A 16,480-nucleotide genomic window follows, 5' to 3' on the forward strand; every position below is an offset into this window, starting at 1 on the left:
AATAAGAAAGGGACACGCACCGGAGCAAGGGGCATGCGCTTCGACACACTCTGGCTCAACGCGCGGCTCGCCACGCTCGCCGAAGGGGCTGCGGGCCTCGGTGTCGTCGAGGGCGGCGCCATCGGCGCGCGCGACGGGCGCATCGCCTTCGTCGGCGCGATGGGCGACCTGCCGGCCGGCGCCACGGCGCAGGAGCGGATCGATTGCGCGGGGCGCTGGATCACGCCCGGCCTCGTCGACTGCCACACCCATCTCGTCTTCGGCGGCGACCGGGCGCAGGAGTTCGAGCTGCGGCTCGCGGGCGCGAGCTACGAGGAGATCGCGCGCGCCGGCGGGGGCATCGTCTCGACGGTGAAGGCGACGCGCGCGGCGAGCGAGGACGCCCTCGTCGCAAGCGCACTCAGGCGCCTCGACCATCTCCTCGCCGAGGGCGTCACCACGGTCGAGGTGAAATCGGGCTACGGCCTCGATCTCGAAAGCGAGGCGCGTATGCTGCGCGCCGCCCGCCGCCTGGCCGCCGAGCGGCGGGTGTCGGTCGCGACCACCTTTCTCGGCGCCCACGCCCTGCCGCCGGAGGCGAAGGGCGACAAGGACGCCTATATCGAGAGCGTCTGCAACGAGATGCTGCCGGCGATCGCGGCGGAGGGCCTCGCCGACGCGGTCGACGCCTTCTGCGAGGGCATCGCCTTCTCGCCGGACGAGACGGCGCGCGTCTTCGCCGCCGCGGCAAAGCTGGGACTGCCCGTGAAGCTGCATGCCGACCAGCTTTCGAACCTCGGCGGCGCCGCGCTCGCGGCGCGGCACGGGGCGCTGTCGGCCGACCATCTCGAATATACGGACGAGGCGGGCGCCGCCGCCCTGGCAAAGGCCGGCACGGTGGCCGTGCTGCTCCCCGGCGCCTTCTACATGCTGCGCGAGACGCAGGTGCCGCCGGTCGCCGCCTTCCGCGCGCAAGGCACGCGCATGGCGATCGCCACCGACTGCAACCCCGGCACCTCGCCGATGACCTCCCTCCTCCTCGCCATGAACATGGCAGCGACGCTCTTCCGCCTGACGGTGGAGGAATGTCTCGCCGGCGTCACCCGCGAGGCGGCGCGCGCCCTCGGGCGCCTCGGCGAGACGGGCACGCTCGAAACCGGCAAGTGGTGCGACCTCGCCGTCTGGGACATCGAGCGCCCGGCCGAGCTCGTCTACCGCATCGGCTTCAATCCCCTCAACGCACGCGTGTGGAGGGGACGATGACGACCTCTCCCCGGTCCCCGCCATCCCGGGGCCTCGCGCGACGGGGAACCCGCCCCTCCGGGCCGGCCGGCGGCTTCGCCGCTTCCGGGATGACAGGGAGGGGGGCCGCGACGCCGACGCCGCGCCAGTTCAAGAGCTGCGAAGATCCCAGAGCTGCATGAGCCCCGCATGACCGAAGCAACCGTCACCCTCCATCCCGGCTCCGTCCCGCTCGCCGCGTGGCGCGCCGTCCATTTCGGCGCCGGCGCCCATCTCGACACGGCCTGCCGCCCGGCGGTCGAGGCCGGCGCCCGCACCATCGAGGCCATCATCGCCAGGGGCGATCCCGTCTACGGCGTCAACACCGGCTTCGGGAAACTGGCGAGCGTGCGCATCGGTGACGAGGACCTCGCCACGCTGCAGCGCAACATCGTGCTCTCGCACGCCGCCGGCGTCGGCGAGCCGCTGCCCGTGCCCGTGGCGCGCCTCGTCATGGCGCTCAAGCTCGCGAGCCTCGCCCAGGGCGCCTCCGGCGTGCGCTGGGAGACCGTCGAGCATCTCGACGCATGTCTCGCCCGCGGCCTCGTGCCCGTCATCCCGGGTCAGGGCTCCGTCGGCGCCTCGGGCGACCTCGCCCCCCTCGCCCACATGACGGCCGCCCTCATGGGCGTCGGCGAGTTCTTCGTCGAGGGGGCGCGCGTGCCGGCCGACAAGGCACTCGCCAGGGCAGGGCTTCACCCCCTCACCCTCGGCCCCAAGGAGGGGCTCGCGCTCCTCAACGGCACGCAGACATCGACGGCGCTGGCGCTCGCCGGCCTCTTCGAGGCCGAGCGCGTCTTCGCCTCGGCCCTCGTCACCGGGGCACTCGCGACGGACGCGGCGCGCGGCTCGGACGGGCCCTTCGACCGGCGCATCCAGGCGCTGCGCCGCCATCGCGGCCAGATCGAGGTGGCGGATGCCCTGCGCGAGCTGATGGCGGGCTCCGCCATCCGCGAATCGCACCGCGTGGGCGACCCGCGCGTGCAGGACCCCTATTGCCTGCGCTGCCAGCCGCAGGTGATGGGCGCCTGCCTCGACCTCCTGCGCCAGGCGGCCGGCACGCTCGCCACGGAAGCGAACGGCGTGTCGGACAACCCGCTCGTCTTCTCCGACGCGGGCGAGGTCATCTCCGGCGGCAATTTCCACGCCGAGCCCGTCGCCTTCGCCGCCGACATGATCGCCATGGCGCTGTGCGAGATCGGCTCGCTCGCCGAGCGGCGCATCGCCATGCTCGTCGACCCGGCCCTGTCCGGGCTGCCCGCCTTCCTGACGCCGAAGCCCGGGCTCAACTCCGGCTTCATGATCCCGCAGGTGACGGCGGCCGCCCTCGTCTCCGAGAACAAGCAGCGCGCCTATCCCGCGAGCGTCGATTCGATCCCGACCTCGGCCAACCAGGAGGACCACGTGTCCATGGCGGCGCACGGGGCGCGCCGGCTCCTGCCCATGGCCGGCAACGCGGCGAATGTCATCGGCATCGAATTGCTCGCCGCCGCCCAGGGCTGCGACTTCCACGCCCCCCTGCGCTCGAGCGCCCGTCTCGAGCGCGTGCGCGCCCTCTTGCGCGGGCGCGTGCCACAGCTCGACGACGACCGGCATTTCGCCCCGGACATGGAGAAGGCCACCGCCCTCGTCACCTCCGGCGCGCTCGCCGAGGCCGCCGGCCGGGACGTGCTGCCGGCCGTGGCGGAGGAGGCGGCGGTGGCAGGAGCATGAGCATGAGCATGAACACCACCGCCCTCCCCTCCTGGCTCACGGTGACACGCGGCGTGGCGCCGCTCGTCGTCAGCCTGCCGCACACGGGCACCGACATCCCGGCCGAGTACGAAGGCCGCCTCGTCTCCCCCTGGCTTGCCCGCAAGGACGCCGACTGGTGGATCGAGACGCTCTACGACTTCGCCGCCGGGCTCGGGGCGACCGTGGTGCGCACGGCGATCTCGCGCACGGTGATCGACGTCAACCGCGATCCCTCCGGCCAGTCGCTCTATCCGGGCCAGGCGACGACGGAACTCTGCCCGACGACGACCTTCGACGGCGAGCCGCTGTACAAGGCCGGCGAGGCACCCGATGCGCAGGAGATCGCGGCGCGGCGCGAGCGATTCTTCGATCCCTACCACGCGGCGCTCGCGGGCGAGGTGGCGCGGCTGCGGCAGGACCACGGCAAGGTCGTGCTCTACGACTGCCACTCGATCCGCTCGGTCATCCCCCGGCTCTTCGACGGCACGCTGCCGAACTTCAACATCGGCACGAATTCCGGCGCGAGCTGCGACCCGACGCTGACGGAGATGGTGACGGCCGTCTGTGCCGACACCCGGTTCAGCCACGTGATCAACGGCCGCTTCAAGGGCGGCTGGATCACGCGCCACAACGGGCGCCCGGCCGAGGGCGTCCATGCGATCCAGATGGAGCTCGCCTGCCGCGGCTACATGCACGAGCCCATGGGCCCGGTGAGCGAGGGCGACTGGCCGGCGCCCTACGACGAGGCCTATGCCGCCCCCATGCGCGCGGCCCTCACACGCATTCTCGAAGCCTGCATCGGCTTCGCCACCACCAAGGCCTGATCCGAGGACCAACGCCCATGACCGCTCCAACGACCACCCTCACGACCTCCCTTGCGGCCCCCCGCCCCGCGGCCACCCGCATCGACAACGCCCGCGTCATCCGCGCCGCGCACGGCACCGAGCTCTCCGCCAAGAGCTGGCTGACGGAGGCGCCGCTGCGCATGCTCATGAACAACCTCGACCCCGACGTCGCCGAGCGGCCGGGCGAGCTCGTCGTCTACGGCGGCATCGGCCGCGCCGCGCGCGACTGGGAGAGCTTCGACCGTATCGTGGCGGCGCTGAGAAAGCTCGAGGCGGACGAGACACTGCTCGTGCAGTCGGGCAAGCCGGTCGGCGTGTTCCGCACGCATCCGGACGCGCCGCGCGTGCTCATCGCCAATTCCAACCTCGTGCCGCACTGGGCGACCTGGGACCACTTCAACGAGCTCGATCGCAAGGGCCTCATGATGTACGGCCAGATGACGGCCGGCTCCTGGATCTACATCGGCTCCCAGGGCATCGTGCAGGGCACCTACGAGACCTTCGTGGAGGTCGGGCGACGGCACTACGGCGGCGACCTCTCGGGCAAGTGGATCCTCACCGCCGGCCTCGGCGGCATGGGCGGTGCCCAGCCGCTCGCCGCCACCATGGCGGGCGCCTCCTGCCTCGCCGTCGAGTGCCAGCCGAGCCGCATCGAGTTCCGCCTGCGCACGGGCTATGTCGACGTCCAGGCCAAGGACCTCGACGAGGCGCTCGCCATCCTCGCCAGGGCCTCGGCCGAGAAGAAGGCGATCTCCGTGGCGCTCCTCGGCAATGCGGCCGAGGTCCTGCCGGAGCTCGTGCGCCGCGGCGTGCGCCCCGACGTCGTCACCGACCAGACCTCCGCGCACGACCCCGTCAACGGCTACCTGCCCAGGGGCTGGACGCTCGCCGAATGGGAGGCGAAGCGCGAGAGCGATCCGAAGGCCGTCGAGAAGGCCGCCCGCCGCTCCATGGCTGAGCATGTGCGCGCCATGCTCGACTTCCACAGGATGGGCGTGCCCACCCTCGACTACGGCAACAACATCCGCCAGATGGCGCTGGAGGAAGGGGTCAGCGATGCCTTCGCCTTCCCGGGCTTCGTGCCGGCCTACATCCGGCCGCTGTTCTGCCGCGGCATCGGGCCCTTCCGCTGGGCGGCACTGTCGGGCGACCCGGAGGACATCTACAGGACCGACGCCAAGGTGAAGGAGCTCCTGCCCGACAACAGGCACCTGCACAACTGGCTCGACATGGCTGAGAAGCGCATCAAGTTCCAGGGCCTGCCGGCGCGCATCTGCTGGGTCGGCCTCGGCGACCGCCATCGCCTCGGCCTCGCATTCAACGAGATGGTGGCGAAGGGCGAACTGAAGGCGCCCATCGTCATCGGCCGCGACCATCTCGACTCGGGCTCCGTCGCCTCGCCCAACCGCGAGACGGAGGCGATGAAGGACGGCTCGGACGCCGTGTCCGACTGGCCGCTCCTCAACGCGCTCCTCAATTGCGCCTCGGGCGCCACCTGGGTGTCGCTGCACCACGGCGGCGGCGTGGGCATGGGCTTCTCGCAGCATTCGGGCATGGTCATCGTCTGCGACGGCACGCCCGAGGCCGCCCGGCGCATCGAGCGCGTGCTGTGGAACGACCCGGCGACGGGCGTCATGCGCCATGCCGACGCGGGCTACGACATCGCCGTCGACTGCGCGCGCCAGCACGGCCTCAACCTGCCGAGCCTCGGCTGATACCGGACGCGAGGGAGGCGTCCTTCCCTGCGAGGCGGCCGCGTCGAGATCGCAGCCTGCGCGGTCGGCATCGCGGAAGCCGCGCTCGCCGCGGCGCTCGACTGGGTCAAGCAGCGCAAGGTGGGCGGTGCGCCGATCGCCGAGTTCCAGGGCCTGCAATGGATGCTCGCCGACATGTCGACCGACATCGAGGCCGCACGGCCTTCTCGGCCACGCCGCCGCCCGCAAGCGCGAGGCAGGGGAGCGCTACTCGCGCGAATCCTCGATGGCGAAGCTCTTCGCCTCGGAGATGGTCGGCCGGGTCACGGACAAGGCGATCCAGATCCACGGCGGCTACGGTTACACCTGCGACCTGCCGCTCGAACGCTATGCCCGCGATGCGCGCATCTTCCGCATCTACGAGGGCTCGTCGGAAATTCAGCGCAACATCATCGCGCGCCATCTTCTGGGGTGAAGGCCATGCGTATCATCCGCTCCGCCGACTACCGCCGCATGCCGTGGAAGAACGGCGGCGGCGAGACCGTGGAGATCGCAGTGTCGCCGCCCGGCGCTACGCTCGACGCCTTCGACTGGCGCATCAGCATGGCGAAGGTCGCGGCCTCGGGGCCGTTCTCGCTCTTTCCGGGCATCGACCGCACGCTCGCGGTGCTGGACGGCGCGGGAATCGTGCTCGCCATCGACGGACAGCGCGATGTGCGGCTCGACCGCGCCTCCGCCCCGCATGCCTTCCCGGCCGACGTCGCCTGCGAGGGGCGGCTCGTCGACGGCGGCATCGAGGACCTCAACGTCATGAGCCGGCGCGGCGCCCTGCGCCACCGCCTCCGGCGCCTGACGCTCGCGGAGCCGACGGCGCTTGCGCGCGAGGGTGACACGCTCGCCGTCGTCACGCGCGGCGCGGGCCTGCAGATCCGCGCCGACGGGGCGCAGGCCGCGCTCGCCGCCGGCGACACGCTGGTCCTCGACGGGGCGGCGGACGCCGCCGTGGAGATCACGCCCGAAGGGCCGGCGGAGGTCTATGCCATCGACCTGTGGCGCCTGTGAGGAGCCCGCAGATGCGCCGCCGCCCCTTCGTGGCGGCGCACCATGGCGCGGCTGGAGCATTCTCCGCCGAAGTGGGCGCCGGTTCGGCGAGGAACCGGAAGGTCCGCGCCGGCGAAAATGCTCTATTCTCAAAAAGATGGAGCACTTCCCGATTCGATTGAATCGGGAAGTGCTCTACCGCCGGCTCTTCAGCGCCAGGCCGAAGGCGATGAAGGCCCAGCCCTGGAAGACGAGGTCGATCGCGAGCAGCAGGCCGAGGATCCACAGGCTGTTCACTGGCCAGCCGACGGCCACGACGATGCCCGTGAGCAGGGTGAGCACGCCCGCCGCCACGATCCACCCCCACCCCTGTTCCGGCCTGGCCTGGAAGCCGACCCAGATGCGCAGCACGCCGGCGACGATGAGCGTCACGGCGAAGACCAGCGTCACGACGGCGGAGGCAAGCACCGGATAGGAGAAGAAGATGAAGCCGGCGATCGCATAGAGAAGCCCGCTCAGAAGCCAGTAGGCGAAGCGGCTCCATGTCTTGACCTTGAAGGCGTGGACGGTCTGGATGAGGCCGCCGACGAGCATCATGGCACCGATGTAGTAGATCGACGCCACCGTCGCGAGGAAGAGATTGGCGAAGGCGATGCCGCCGAAGACGAGAAGGCCCGCGCCGAGCGCCACGAACCATCCCCATCTGGAGCGCACCTCGGTCATCGCCGCGCCGGGGCTGTGCGGTGCTTGCGTCACGTCAGTCATGGCGGTCCTCGCTTTCGCTGCGCACAGACCGAAGCCGAAAAGAAGAAGAACTCAAAAATAGATCAAGTCCGGCCCCAGCCTTGGGTCGACGATAGACGAGGCCTCGCCCCGAGGAAAGAAATACCACCCGCGGATGCCGGTCGGCGGCCCGCCGTCATGCAGAAGTAATCTTCACCGCCGACGAGGTTCCTTTGCGGCGGCGGCCGGGTGCGACGGTCGAGGGGCGAATGCTCCCGCCGCACGGCGCGGGTCGAGCCGCCGCGAGCGAGAGGGCAATCATGCACAGGTCAGCCGGTACAGCGATGCGCCTCGCGCCGCAGCCCTGCCCGCGGCTGGCGCGGCTCGTCGGGGATTTCGCGGCCGATCATGATCTTCCGGCGGCCGCGGCGGCGGTCGTCAGCCCGGGCGGCATCGAGGCGGCAGCCGCCGTCGGGGTGCGCCGTCTCGGCGGGCAGGCGCCGGTGTCGCTCGCCGACCGCTGGCACCTCGGCTCCATCGGCAAGTCGGTCACGGCCCTCATGCTCGCCCGCCTCGTCGACCGCGGCACCCTCGACTGGACGACAACGGTCGGCGCGGCGCTGCCCGGCCTCGTCGCCGAAACGAGGAGCAGCTTCGCCGGCGTGACGCTGGAACAGCTCCTCACCCACCGCTCCGGCATGCGGGCCAATCCGGGTTTTGCCACGCTCATGTCCATGCTGTGGTGGCCTGACAGCACCGATCCCGGGCGCCTGCGCATGGTGCGGCAAGGGCTGTCGAGCAAGCCCCGCACCCGCCCGGGCACGCATTTCGACTATTCGAACCTCGGCTATGTGGTGGCCGGCGCGATGGCCGAGGCGGTCACGGGCGAGAGCTGGGAAACGCTCGTCCTCACCGAGGTCCTCGGGCCGCTCGGCCTGAGGGAAACGGGCTTCGGCCCGCCGGGCCTCGACGCCCCGGCGAACCAGCCCTGGGGCCATCGCCGGACGATCCTCGGCCGCCTTCGCGGCCGGCGCTTCAGGCCCGTCGCGCCGTCAGGCCGCTTCGCCGACAATCCGCCCGCGCTCGGGCCCGCCGGTGTCCTGCACATGTCGCTCGGCGACTTCGCCCGCTACGCCGGCGTGCACCTTGCCGCGCTCTCCGGCCGCAGCACCTTCCTGAGACCGGCCACCGCTGCCCGGCTCTACACCCCGCCGGCGACCGAGGAGAACCTCATCGGCGAGGGACACGACTATGCCTGCGGCTGGGTCGTGAGCACGCCCGATACCGGCTTCGGCTGCACCAGCAGCCGCTGGCACGACGGCAGCAACACGCTCTGGTACGCGGCACTCACGCTCGTCCCCGAGCAGGGGCGCGCCTTCGTCTTCGCGGCGAACGCCTTCGACCCCGCCGCGATCGGCGACGCCTTCGCGATGCACGAACGGCTCGGCCGGCTCTTCCGCCGCTGGGCGGGGGCACTGCCACCCACGGCGCGGCCCGAACCGGACAGGCCGTGAGCCCCCGGGGTGCGCGACCCGCGGCCGGTCAGTGCTCGGTCGCGGCGAGGACGGCCTCGGCCCGGATCTCCTCGGTGAGGCGGGCCTTCAGTTCGGAGAACTCCGGGCTCGTCTTCACCGTGTAGTGGCGCGGATGCGGCAGGTTCACGCGGATATCCGCCTTCACACGGCCGGGCCGCGCCGACATGACGACGACGCGCGAGGCGAGGAAGATCGCCTCCTCGATGTCGTGAGTGACGAAGAGCACGGTCTTCTGCTCGCGCTCCCAGATGCCGAGGAGGAGTTCCTGCATCAGCGAGCGCGTCTGGTTGTCAAGGGCGCCGAAGGGCTCGTCGAGCAGCAGGATCTCCGGGTCGTTGGCAAGCGCCCGGGCGATGGCCGTGCGCTGCTGCATGCCGCCCGACAGCTGCTTCGGCCAGTGGTTCTCGAAGCCGCGCAGCCCGACCTTGTCGATATAGGCCGAGACGATCGCCCTGCGCTCGGCCTCGCCCATGCCCTTCTCCTTCAGGCCGAACTCGATGTTCTGCGCCACCGTCAGCCAGGGAAAGAGCGTGTAGGACTGGAAGACCATGCCCCGGTCGGGACCGGGCCCCCGTACCTCGCGCCCGTCGAGGAGCACGCGGCCGGCGCTCGGCCGGTCGAGCCCGGCGACGATGCGCAGGAGCGTCGACTTTCCGCAGCCCGAGGGGCCGAGGATGGTGATGAAGTCGTTGCCGCCGACCGCAAGGCTCGTCGGCTCGAGCGCGCGGATCGGATGCCCGCCGTGCACCGAGGGGAAGACGCGCGAGACGTTCTCGACGAGAAGCTTCGGGGAGGTCATGCGCGCCTCGCCATCGCCGGTCACCGGTTCGTCGGCGCGAGCCGCCTCGCTCCTGCGGGCGGCTGCGACCGCGCCGGCCGCCGCATTGTCGCCGATCAGCCCGTCCATGCGAACCTCCACTTTACTCCTGGCCGGTTCGCCCGCGCGAACCTCGGTCCTGCCCTCGGCCGGTTCGCTCACGCGAACCTCCAGGGGAAGAGCCTGCGGTTGCCCGCCTTGAACAGGAAGTCCGAGACGAGGCCGATGAGGCCGATGACGATGATGCCGAAGATGATCTGCCCGGTGGCCAGCAGCGCCTGGCTGTCGATGATCATGTGGCCGATGCCCGAGGACGAGCCGATGAGCTCGGCGACGATGACGTAGGTCCAGGCCCAGCCGAGCACGAGGCGCAGGATCTCGGCGATCTCGGGGGCATTGGCGGGGATGAGCACGCGCCGCACGACGCTCGTGTCGCCGCAGCCGAGCGTATAGGACGCCTCGACGAGGTCCCGGCGGGTGCCGCCGACGGCGACCGCCACCATGAGGACGATCTGGAACACCGAGCCGATGAAGATGACGAGGAGCTTCTGCGTCTCGCCGATGCCCGCCCACAGGATGAGGAGCGGGATGAAGGCCGAGGCGGGCAGATAGCGCGCGAAGGAGACGAAGGGCTCGAGGAAGGCCTCGATCGGCTTGTAGGCCCCCATGAGGATGCCGAGCGGCACGGCGACGAGCGCGGCGAGCACGAAGCCGCCGACGACGCGCCAGATGGTCACGCCGATGTCGAGGATGAAGCCCTGGTCGACAAGCAGGCTCCAGCCGTCCCGCGCCATGGTGAGGGGATCGGCGAGGAAGGTCCGGGACACGAAGCCGCCGAGCGTGGCGAAGGCCCAGGCCGCGACGAAGACGATGAAGAAGGCGATGCCGAGCGCGAGGCGCGGGCCCTGGCCGATGGGTTCGAGAGGACGGAACATGTCTGACCGATGCTGCAACTGTGTGCCGGGCCTTGCCGGGCGCCGCGGGGCTGCGGAGACCCGACGTCCATGGCTTCCCCGTTGCCCGTCCGGGCGTTTCCGGACGGGCGGCAGGTGCCGGCTGAGCCGGGTGCCGCGCCGGCGACAGGCTCGGGACGGCTGCGAAGCGAGCTTCTCGCCTCAGTTGATGAAGCGGGTATCGACGAGCGTCTTGATATCCGGCTTCTGCTTGATGATGCCAACTTCCTGCAGGAGGTCGCCGGCCTCGTTCGAGAACTTCTCGAATTCCTCGGCGAAGAACTTCCTGTTCGCCTCACGATCCTGCCAGCGCAGGTACTTGGCCGAGGCGCCGAACTGGTCGCCCGTCTGCTTCACGTCCGCGCCCATGATCTCGAAGGACTTCTTCTCGTCCTTCTTGATGAGGTCGAGCGCCTCGAAATAGCTGTCGGCGAGCGCCTTGGCGGCCTTCGGATTGTCCTCAAGGAACTTCGGCGTGCAGCCCACGGTGTCCATGACCATGGGATAGTCGAGCGTCGTGGCGATGATCTTGCCGGCCTCGGGCTTGTCGCGCACGCTCGACAGATAGGGCTCATAGGTCATGGCCGCGTCGTTCTGGCCGGCGATGAAGGCCTGGGCGGCGGGGCCGGGCTCCAGGTTCACGACCTTCACGTCCCGCAGGGTGAGGCCGTTCTTCTTGAGGATCCAGGCGAGGCCGAAGAAGGGCGCGGTGCCGGGCGCGGAGGCCGCGATCTGCTTGCCCTTGAGGTCGGCGATGGACTTGATGTCGTTGCGCACCACGAGGCCGTCGGCGCCGTAGGACTTGTCCATCTGGAAGATCTGCTTCGTGGCGATGCCGTTGGCGTTCCAGATGACCCAGGTCTCGACCGTGGTCGCCGCGCATTGGATGTCGCCCGAGGCGATGGCGAGATGCCGGCTCGCCTGCGGGATCTTCTTGATGGTGACGTCGAGGCCGTTCTTCTTGAAGATGCCGGCCTCCCTGGCGAGGGTGAGCGGGGCGAAGCCCGTCCAGCCGCTGATGCCGATGGCCACCTTCGTTTCCTGCGCCGCCGCCGCGCCCGCGAACCCGAGCGCCGCCGCCATGGCGAGGACGACCGCCGATCCCGCTTTCATGAATGTCTCCCTTGTCCGTTCGGACCCCTCTTATGCATGAATGCCAGCACGGCGTCTCGCGGCTGTCAATTGTCTAGACATAAATAATGCCGCCGATTCCCGCACAATGGGAATCCAGGATCCGTCCTGGCCGTGAAGACCCATCTAACATGCGTATCCGACTGCCCTTTTCCCGTTCTCATGAAGCACCGGACGAGGTGCCCTTCGGGTGCCTTGGCCGCATGTCCGGGCAGAGCGCCTCCACTTTCGGCAGCCGCCCTGGTCCCGACAGGCCGCGTCGCGAATTCCGCCGGCCGGACTGCGCGGGGTGCGGCACGGCCAGGCGGCGACCATCGCCGCCGCGGCAGGGGCACCCTGGAGCATTGTCCGCTGAAGTGGACGGCGGTTTGGCGGGGAACCGGAGGTCCGCGCCAGCGAAAATGCTTCATTCTCAAAATGATGGACGCACGTCCCGATTCAATTGAATCGGGACGTGCTCCGGGAGGTGAAGCGCCCGGCTCAGTACTTCGGCCGGTTGTGCGGCGGCACGCGGATGAGGACGCCCTGCATCGAGGTGTTGGGGGCGACGACCTTCGCCCACGCGGCCGAGCCGGCTGACCAGCCCGTCGTCATGTCGAAGGCGACGCTGTGCGCATCGGCATCGGCGAAGTCGACGTAGAGGCCCTGCGCGAGCGAGGTCGCCATGTAGGTGCCCGGGTCGTAGACGGAGGTGGCGAACATGACGAAGACGGCGCGCAGGGGCGCCACCGGCACGCTCATGGCATAGAGGTCGAAGGCGCAGTAGGGAACCTGGTTGCCGGAATCGAGCGGCGCGGCGAGCCCGCAGGTATAGCGCTGCTCCGCGGTGCTGTCGAAGAGGATCGTGTCCGGCGGCCCGCCGTTCGCGACGCTGATCGTGCCGATCGTGTCGACCGTCAGGACCTGCGACACGACCACCGGGCTCCCGGTGGAACTGCCGATGCGGACGGTGCCGTTAACCGTGATCGGGTCCGTCGAATCGTAGCCGTACACCTGATCGCCGACGGTGACCGTCGTGGTCGCGGTGTAGCGCGCGAACCGCTGCCAGACGAGCGGCGCGCCGCTGCGATTCGAGCTTTCCACCGAGCGGAAGGCATAGAGCGAGAAGCCTCCGGAGCTCAGGGCCGAGAGGGTGGCGGGCGACAGCGAAATGGTGAGCGTCATGGCGGCCATCGTCACCCTGCCCCCGCGACCTCGGCGGGACGCGGCAGACGCGACCGCACCGGCATCATCGCTCCATCGATCGTTGCCGCGACGCGGCGCCGGCGGGCGCCCTCCCCCGAGGGTGCCCGCCGGACCGGGGCTCTACCAGACGCAGTAGAGCGAGTTGGGCAGGCCGTTCTGGACGGTCACCTGCTGGCCGCGGATGTTGTTGATCGTGTATTCCTCGTTGGGCACTATCGGCACCGTCACCTGGGGGGCGGCACCGATCTGATAGAGCACGTTCCCGTTCACGTTGTGGCGGTTGTCGAGCTCCAGCGTGTCCTCGAGCTGACCGGCGGCAAAGACGTAGGTCGCCCCCGCATTGATGCGAACTTCGGCCATGGTCGTACCTCGCATTCCCGAATGATCCGTGGAGGGATCAGTTGGTGATGAGCAGCGGGACAATGCTTTCCTGGGCCTGAACGGGCTTGCCCCAGGAGGCATTGCCCCAGTCCCAGCCGTTGTTGACGTCGAAATACACCGACCTCTGCCGCGAGGACGTGAGGTCGATGAGCACGCCGGAGGAGTAGGCCTTGTAGATGACCGTGCCGGTATTCACCGTGTTCGAGGCGAACATCAGAAGGACCCTCTCGATCGGCGCGATGACGTCGAGCATGTTGCCGAACAGCGGGATGGCGCACATCGGATTGGCCTTGCCGTTCGACTTCTGCGAGATGCCGCAGGTCCACTGCGGGTTGGCCTGGTTGTTGATCGAAATGGCCCCGTCCGTACCGTCGCGCACGACGGTGACGTTGCCGTTCTTGTCGACGTTCATCGTCTGATTGAGATCGATGTCGGCCGCGCTGCTGGCCGAGATGCGGCCATTGGCGATGATCTCGTCGGTGGAGACATAGGCCTGATAGAGCTCTTCCCAGGCCACCTGCGTGGTGCCGAGAAAACTCGTCGACTGGAACCAGACGAGCGGCGCGCCGCCGGCCGACGCCGTCTTGACCGCCTTGAAGCCGTACAGCGCGAAGCCGTTGTTCTTCAGCTGCTCGATCGTCTTCTTGTTCATGGTAATGTCAATTTCATACGTCGCCATGTCTTAAACTCCAAGTATCTTGACCAACATCATTGACCAACAAGCAAAATAATATAGCTCAATGATGTTGATCGAATGATGCGGATATCAGATCTTGACGATGCACAATAGCAATCGCCGCACTCCGCAATCCAACGATATACAGCAGCTACCGGTTGACAATTCGATCTGTTTGCGCAGCGCGCAAATCGGCGTGAAACCGTTGCGCCCGGCACAATCGATTCAGTCCCTCGCCGTCGGTCGGTAGCTGCTGGCCGCCTCGACGAGCCGCTCCAGGGCGGTCACCAGGCGGGCGAGATCCTCGTCGGGCAGGCTGATCAGGAAGGAATCGACCGGTCCCCGTTCCGGCTCGCGTTCCTTGTCCTTGTGCGCATCGATCGAGCCACGCCCCATCAGGAGCCAGTCAAGCGATATGTCGAGCGCAGCACAGAGTTGTATTGCATTATGGACCGAGATCGCATCGCTCTTCTTCCACCGGCTCATTGCACTTTCGTTGACGCCAATCTCCGCAGCGAGTGCATAGAGCTTACTGATGCGCCTCTTGAGCAGGGCATGCTGCAGGCGCTTTCCCCAATCATGCATGAAGGAACTCCACGCAAAGAACGCGACATCGCCGTCCGGTCGGGCGAACGCGCACCCTCCCCCGGCTCGACCATCCGGTGGGCCACGGCGCACGACCGCAACGGATGATCGCGGCGCGAGGCGCGCGCTCCTCGCCTTGACTTTCACGGCAACTCGGCCCACATGCCGGCAGCCGCAGGTTGCGGTGGCGGCGCTCCGGCCGCGTGAACGCCTCCCTTCAGCGAAGACCTCGCACCGGGACGAGCGTCCTGCCGGCGCCCTCGAGAATTCTCACGGAACTGCCCGGATCACGCGGGGCGTCCATTCACCCCCGCGACACGCGCGATGCGGCGATCCCGCTCGTGCGGCCGTCGCGCATCGCGAAAGATCTTGAACTTGACCCAGTTCACCGACCTCGGCCTCGCCGCTCCGATCCTCAAGGCGCTTGCGGGCGAGGGCTACGAGAGGCCGACGCCGATCCAGGCCGCGGCCATTCCCCATGTCATGGCCGGGCGCGACCTGCTCGGCATCGCCCAGACGGGCACCGGCAAGACAGCCGCCTTCGCCCTGCCCATGCTGCACCGGCTCGCCGCCGCCAAGCGCCCTGCGCCGCGCAACGCCAGCCGCGCCCTGATCCTCAGCCCGACGCGCGAACTCGCGAGCCAGATCGGCGAGAGCTTCCGCACCTACGGGCGGCATCTCGGCTTCCGCGTCGCCGTGGTCTTCGGCGGCGTCGGCCACCGGCCGCAGGAGGAGGCGCTCGCCCGCGGCGTCGACATCCTCGTCGCCACGCCGGGGCGCCTGATCGACCATCTCGACAGCCGGGTGCTCACCCTCGACCGGACGGAGATCTTCGTTCTCGACGAAGCCGACCAGATGCTCGACATGGGCTTCATCCATTCCATCCGGAAGATCGTGCCGCGCCTGCCGAAGGCGCGGCAGAGCCTCTTCTTCTCCGCCACCATGCCGAAGGAGATCGGCGCGCTCGCCGGCGAGCTCCTCACCGATCCGGCCGAGGTTGCGGTGACGCCGGTGGCGACGACCGCCGAGCGCGTCGACCAGCGCGTCATCTTCGTCGAGACGGCGCGCAAGCGCGAGCTGCTGGCCGAGATCTTCGGCTCGGAGGCGATGGGCCGCACCCTCGTCTTCACGCGCACCAAGCATGGCGCCGACCGGGTGGTGCGCCATCTCGGGGCCGAGGGCATCGCCGCCAACGCCATCCACGGCAACAAGAGCCAGAGCCAGCGCGAGCGCGCGCTCGCGGCCTTCCGCTCCGGCGAGACACCGATCCTCGTCGCCACCGACATCGCCGCCCGCGGCATCGACGTGGAAGGGGTGACGCATGTCATCAACTTCGACCTGCCGAACATCCCCGAATCCTACGTGCACCGCATCGGCCGCACGGCCCGCGCCGGCGCCGAGGGCACCGCCATCTCCTTCTGCGACGCGGAGGAGCGCGCCTATCTGCGCGACATCGAGAAGCTGACGCGCCAGAAGATCCCCGCGACCGACCGGCGCACGGCCGAGACCATCGCGGGCGGCGAGCCGGCGCCCGCCCCCCAGGCGCAGCAGAGGCGCGGCCGCGGCCGTCCCGGCGAGGGCCGCAGGCCCGAGGCCGGGGAAGGCGGACGGCCTCAGCGCGTGCCGGCGGCACAGCAGGCGAAGCCTGCCGGCCGCGCGGAGCGGCCAGGCGGCGGCGATCTCGCCTCCGTCGGCTTCCTGCGGCCGGCGCGCCCCCAGGGCCAGCCCCAGGCACAGCCGAGGCCCCAAGCCCAGCCGAGGCACCAAGCCCAGCCGAGGCCCCAGGCCCAGCCGAAGCCCGAAGGTGCCCGGCCGCGGCGGCGCCGGCGGCGCGGCCCCGCACGCGAGGCCTGACAGGCCGGGGCGCGCTTCCCCCGCGCCCCAAACGCGCCACCATCGTCGCGGACCATGACGCCGCGG

General features: G+C 69.6%; 16 protein-coding genes and 1 pseudogene. 9 read left to right on the plus strand and 8 right to left on the minus strand.

All coding sequences use genetic code 11. From position 1 onward, the window contains the following. Positions 1-33 precede the first annotated feature (33 nt). The 7 genes and pseudogenes from hutI (at position 34) to QNA08_RS12615 (ending at position 6,595) form a co-directional block, all read left to right on the plus strand. On the plus strand, positions 34-1,242 hold the full coding sequence (hutI, locus tag QNA08_RS12585; protein WP_283741062.1) for an imidazolonepropionase: 1,209 nt from the start codon (positions 34-36) through the stop codon (positions 1,240-1,242). Positions 1,243-1,410: 168 nt separating this feature from the next. Beyond that, the gene (gene hutH / locus QNA08_RS12590) at positions 1,411-2,973 is read left to right on the plus strand and encodes a histidine ammonia-lyase (protein ID WP_283741063.1); all 1,563 of its coding nucleotides are present in this window, start codon (positions 1,411-1,413) and stop codon (positions 2,971-2,973) included. Between the two features lie 2 nt (positions 2,974-2,975). Then, a complete protein-coding gene (gene hutG, locus QNA08_RS12595; protein ID WP_283741064.1) occupies positions 2,976-3,818 on the plus strand; it encodes an N-formylglutamate deformylase in 843 nt (280 codons plus the stop codon). A gap of 17 nt (positions 3,819-3,835) precedes the next feature. Next, entirely contained in the window at positions 3,836-5,554 is a 1,719-nt protein-coding gene (hutU, locus tag QNA08_RS12600; RefSeq protein WP_283741065.1) for a urocanate hydratase, read from the plus strand. A gap of 69 nt (positions 5,555-5,623) precedes the next feature. After that, positions 5,624-5,695 (plus strand): annotated as a pseudogene (locus tag QNA08_RS12605) (hypothetical protein); the annotation flags it as partial. Next, positions 5,682-6,008, plus strand: coding sequence for an acyl-CoA dehydrogenase family protein (locus tag QNA08_RS12610; RefSeq protein ID WP_283741066.1), 327 nt, complete (start codon positions 5,682-5,684; stop codon positions 6,006-6,008). The pseudogene QNA08_RS12605 and the gene QNA08_RS12610, both read left to right, overlap by 14 nt. 5 nt (positions 6,009-6,013) lie before the next feature. Then, positions 6,014-6,595 carry a HutD/Ves family protein gene (locus tag QNA08_RS12615; protein ID WP_283741067.1) on the plus strand — a complete coding sequence of 194 codons (582 nt, stop codon included), beginning with the start codon at positions 6,014-6,016 and terminating at the stop codon, positions 6,593-6,595. Between the two features lie 174 nt (positions 6,596-6,769). Here the strand turns inward: QNA08_RS12615 and QNA08_RS12620 are convergent, their stop codons facing one another. Then, entirely contained in the window at positions 6,770-7,339 is a 570-nt protein-coding gene (locus tag QNA08_RS12620; RefSeq protein WP_283741068.1) for an HdeD family acid-resistance protein, read from the minus strand. A 278-nt stretch (positions 7,340-7,617) separates the two neighbouring features. Here QNA08_RS12620 and QNA08_RS12625 point away from each other — a divergent pair, with 278 nt between their 5' ends. Further along, on the plus strand, positions 7,618-8,811 hold the full coding sequence (locus tag QNA08_RS12625) for a serine hydrolase domain-containing protein (protein WP_283741069.1): 1,194 nt from the start codon (positions 7,618-7,620) through the stop codon (positions 8,809-8,811). A gap of 28 nt (positions 8,812-8,839) precedes the next feature. On the opposite strand, the gene QNA08_RS12630 is transcribed toward QNA08_RS12625, so the two are convergent. The 7 genes from QNA08_RS12630 to QNA08_RS12660 form a co-directional block, all read right to left on the minus strand. Further along, positions 8,840-9,631 carry an ABC transporter ATP-binding protein gene (locus QNA08_RS12630; protein ID WP_283741210.1) on the minus strand — a complete coding sequence of 264 codons (792 nt, stop codon included), beginning with the start codon at positions 9,629-9,631 and terminating at the stop codon, positions 8,840-8,842. 176 nt (positions 9,632-9,807) lie between these two features. Continuing rightward, positions 9,808-10,584, minus strand: a complete 777-nt coding sequence (locus QNA08_RS12635) for an ABC transporter permease (protein ID WP_283741070.1) — start codon at positions 10,582-10,584, stop codon at positions 9,808-9,810. Positions 10,585-10,764: 180 nt separating this feature from the next. After that, positions 10,765-11,715: an ABC transporter substrate-binding protein gene (locus QNA08_RS12640; protein WP_283741071.1), complete on the minus strand. Its 951-nt coding sequence runs from the start codon at positions 11,713-11,715 to the stop codon at positions 10,765-10,767. Between the two features lie 498 nt (positions 11,716-12,213). Then, a complete protein-coding gene (locus QNA08_RS12645; RefSeq protein WP_283741072.1) occupies positions 12,214-12,897 on the minus strand; it encodes a hypothetical protein in 684 nt (227 codons plus the stop codon). Positions 12,898-13,038: 141 nt separating this feature from the next. Continuing rightward, entirely contained in the window at positions 13,039-13,278 is a 240-nt protein-coding gene (locus QNA08_RS12650; protein WP_283741073.1) for a hypothetical protein, read from the minus strand. A gap of 37 nt (positions 13,279-13,315) precedes the next feature. Continuing rightward, a complete protein-coding gene (locus QNA08_RS12655) occupies positions 13,316-13,978 on the minus strand; it encodes a hypothetical protein (RefSeq protein WP_283741074.1) in 663 nt (220 codons plus the stop codon). A gap of 222 nt (positions 13,979-14,200) precedes the next feature. Continuing rightward, complete coding sequence (locus tag QNA08_RS12660; protein ID WP_283741075.1) at positions 14,201-14,560, minus strand: helix-turn-helix domain-containing protein; 360 nt, start codon at positions 14,558-14,560, stop codon at positions 14,201-14,203. Between the two features lie 375 nt (positions 14,561-14,935). Between QNA08_RS12660 and QNA08_RS12665 the strand changes: the two genes are divergently transcribed. Continuing rightward, the gene (locus tag QNA08_RS12665) at positions 14,936-16,414 is read left to right on the plus strand and encodes a DEAD/DEAH box helicase (protein WP_283741076.1); all 1,479 of its coding nucleotides are present in this window, start codon (positions 14,936-14,938) and stop codon (positions 16,412-16,414) included. The last annotated feature ends 66 nt before the right edge of the window (positions 16,415-16,480 follow it).

The sequence above is a fragment of the Chelatococcus albus genome, assembly GCF_030067675.1.
Taxonomy (GTDB): domain Bacteria; phylum Pseudomonadota; class Alphaproteobacteria; order Rhizobiales; family Beijerinckiaceae; genus Chelatococcus_A; species Chelatococcus_A albus.

Bases quoted from the DNA above. Each gene is read 5' to 3' on its own strand.
- hutG (WP_283741064.1), top strand. From the start codon at position 2,976: ATGAGCATGAACACCACCGCCCTCCCCTCCTGGCTCACGGTGACACGC.
- hutH (WP_283741063.1), top strand. From the start codon at position 1,411: ATGACCGAAGCAACCGTCACCCTCCATCCCGGCTCCGTCCCGCTCGCC.
- QNA08_RS12630 (WP_283741210.1), bottom strand. From the start codon at position 9,631: ATGACCTCCCCGAAGCTTCTCGTCGAGAACGTCTCGCGCGTCTTCCCC.
- QNA08_RS12660 (WP_283741075.1), bottom strand. From the start codon at position 14,560: ATGCATGATTGGGGAAAGCGCCTGCAGCATGCCCTGCTCAAGAGGCGC.
- QNA08_RS12645 (WP_283741072.1), bottom strand. From the start codon at position 12,897: ATGACGCTCACCATTTCGCTGTCGCCCGCCACCCTCTCGGCCCTGAGC.
- QNA08_RS12640 (WP_283741071.1), bottom strand. From the start codon at position 11,715: ATGAAAGCGGGATCGGCGGTCGTCCTCGCCATGGCGGCGGCGCTCGGG.
- QNA08_RS12650 (WP_283741073.1), bottom strand. From the start codon at position 13,278: ATGGCCGAAGTTCGCATCAATGCGGGGGCGACCTACGTCTTTGCCGCC.
- QNA08_RS12615 (WP_283741067.1), top strand. From the start codon at position 6,014: ATGCGTATCATCCGCTCCGCCGACTACCGCCGCATGCCGTGGAAGAAC.
- hutU (WP_283741065.1), top strand. From the start codon at position 3,836: ATGACCGCTCCAACGACCACCCTCACGACCTCCCTTGCGGCCCCCCGC.
- QNA08_RS12620 (WP_283741068.1), bottom strand. From the start codon at position 7,339: ATGACTGACGTGACGCAAGCACCGCACAGCCCCGGCGCGGCGATGACC.
- QNA08_RS12625 (WP_283741069.1), top strand. From the start codon at position 7,618: ATGCACAGGTCAGCCGGTACAGCGATGCGCCTCGCGCCGCAGCCCTGC.
- QNA08_RS12635 (WP_283741070.1), bottom strand. From the start codon at position 10,584: ATGTTCCGTCCTCTCGAACCCATCGGCCAGGGCCCGCGCCTCGCGCTC.
- QNA08_RS12655 (WP_283741074.1), bottom strand. From the start codon at position 13,978: ATGGCGACGTATGAAATTGACATTACCATGAACAAGAAGACGATCGAG.
- hutI (WP_283741062.1), top strand. From the start codon at position 34: ATGCGCTTCGACACACTCTGGCTCAACGCGCGGCTCGCCACGCTCGCC.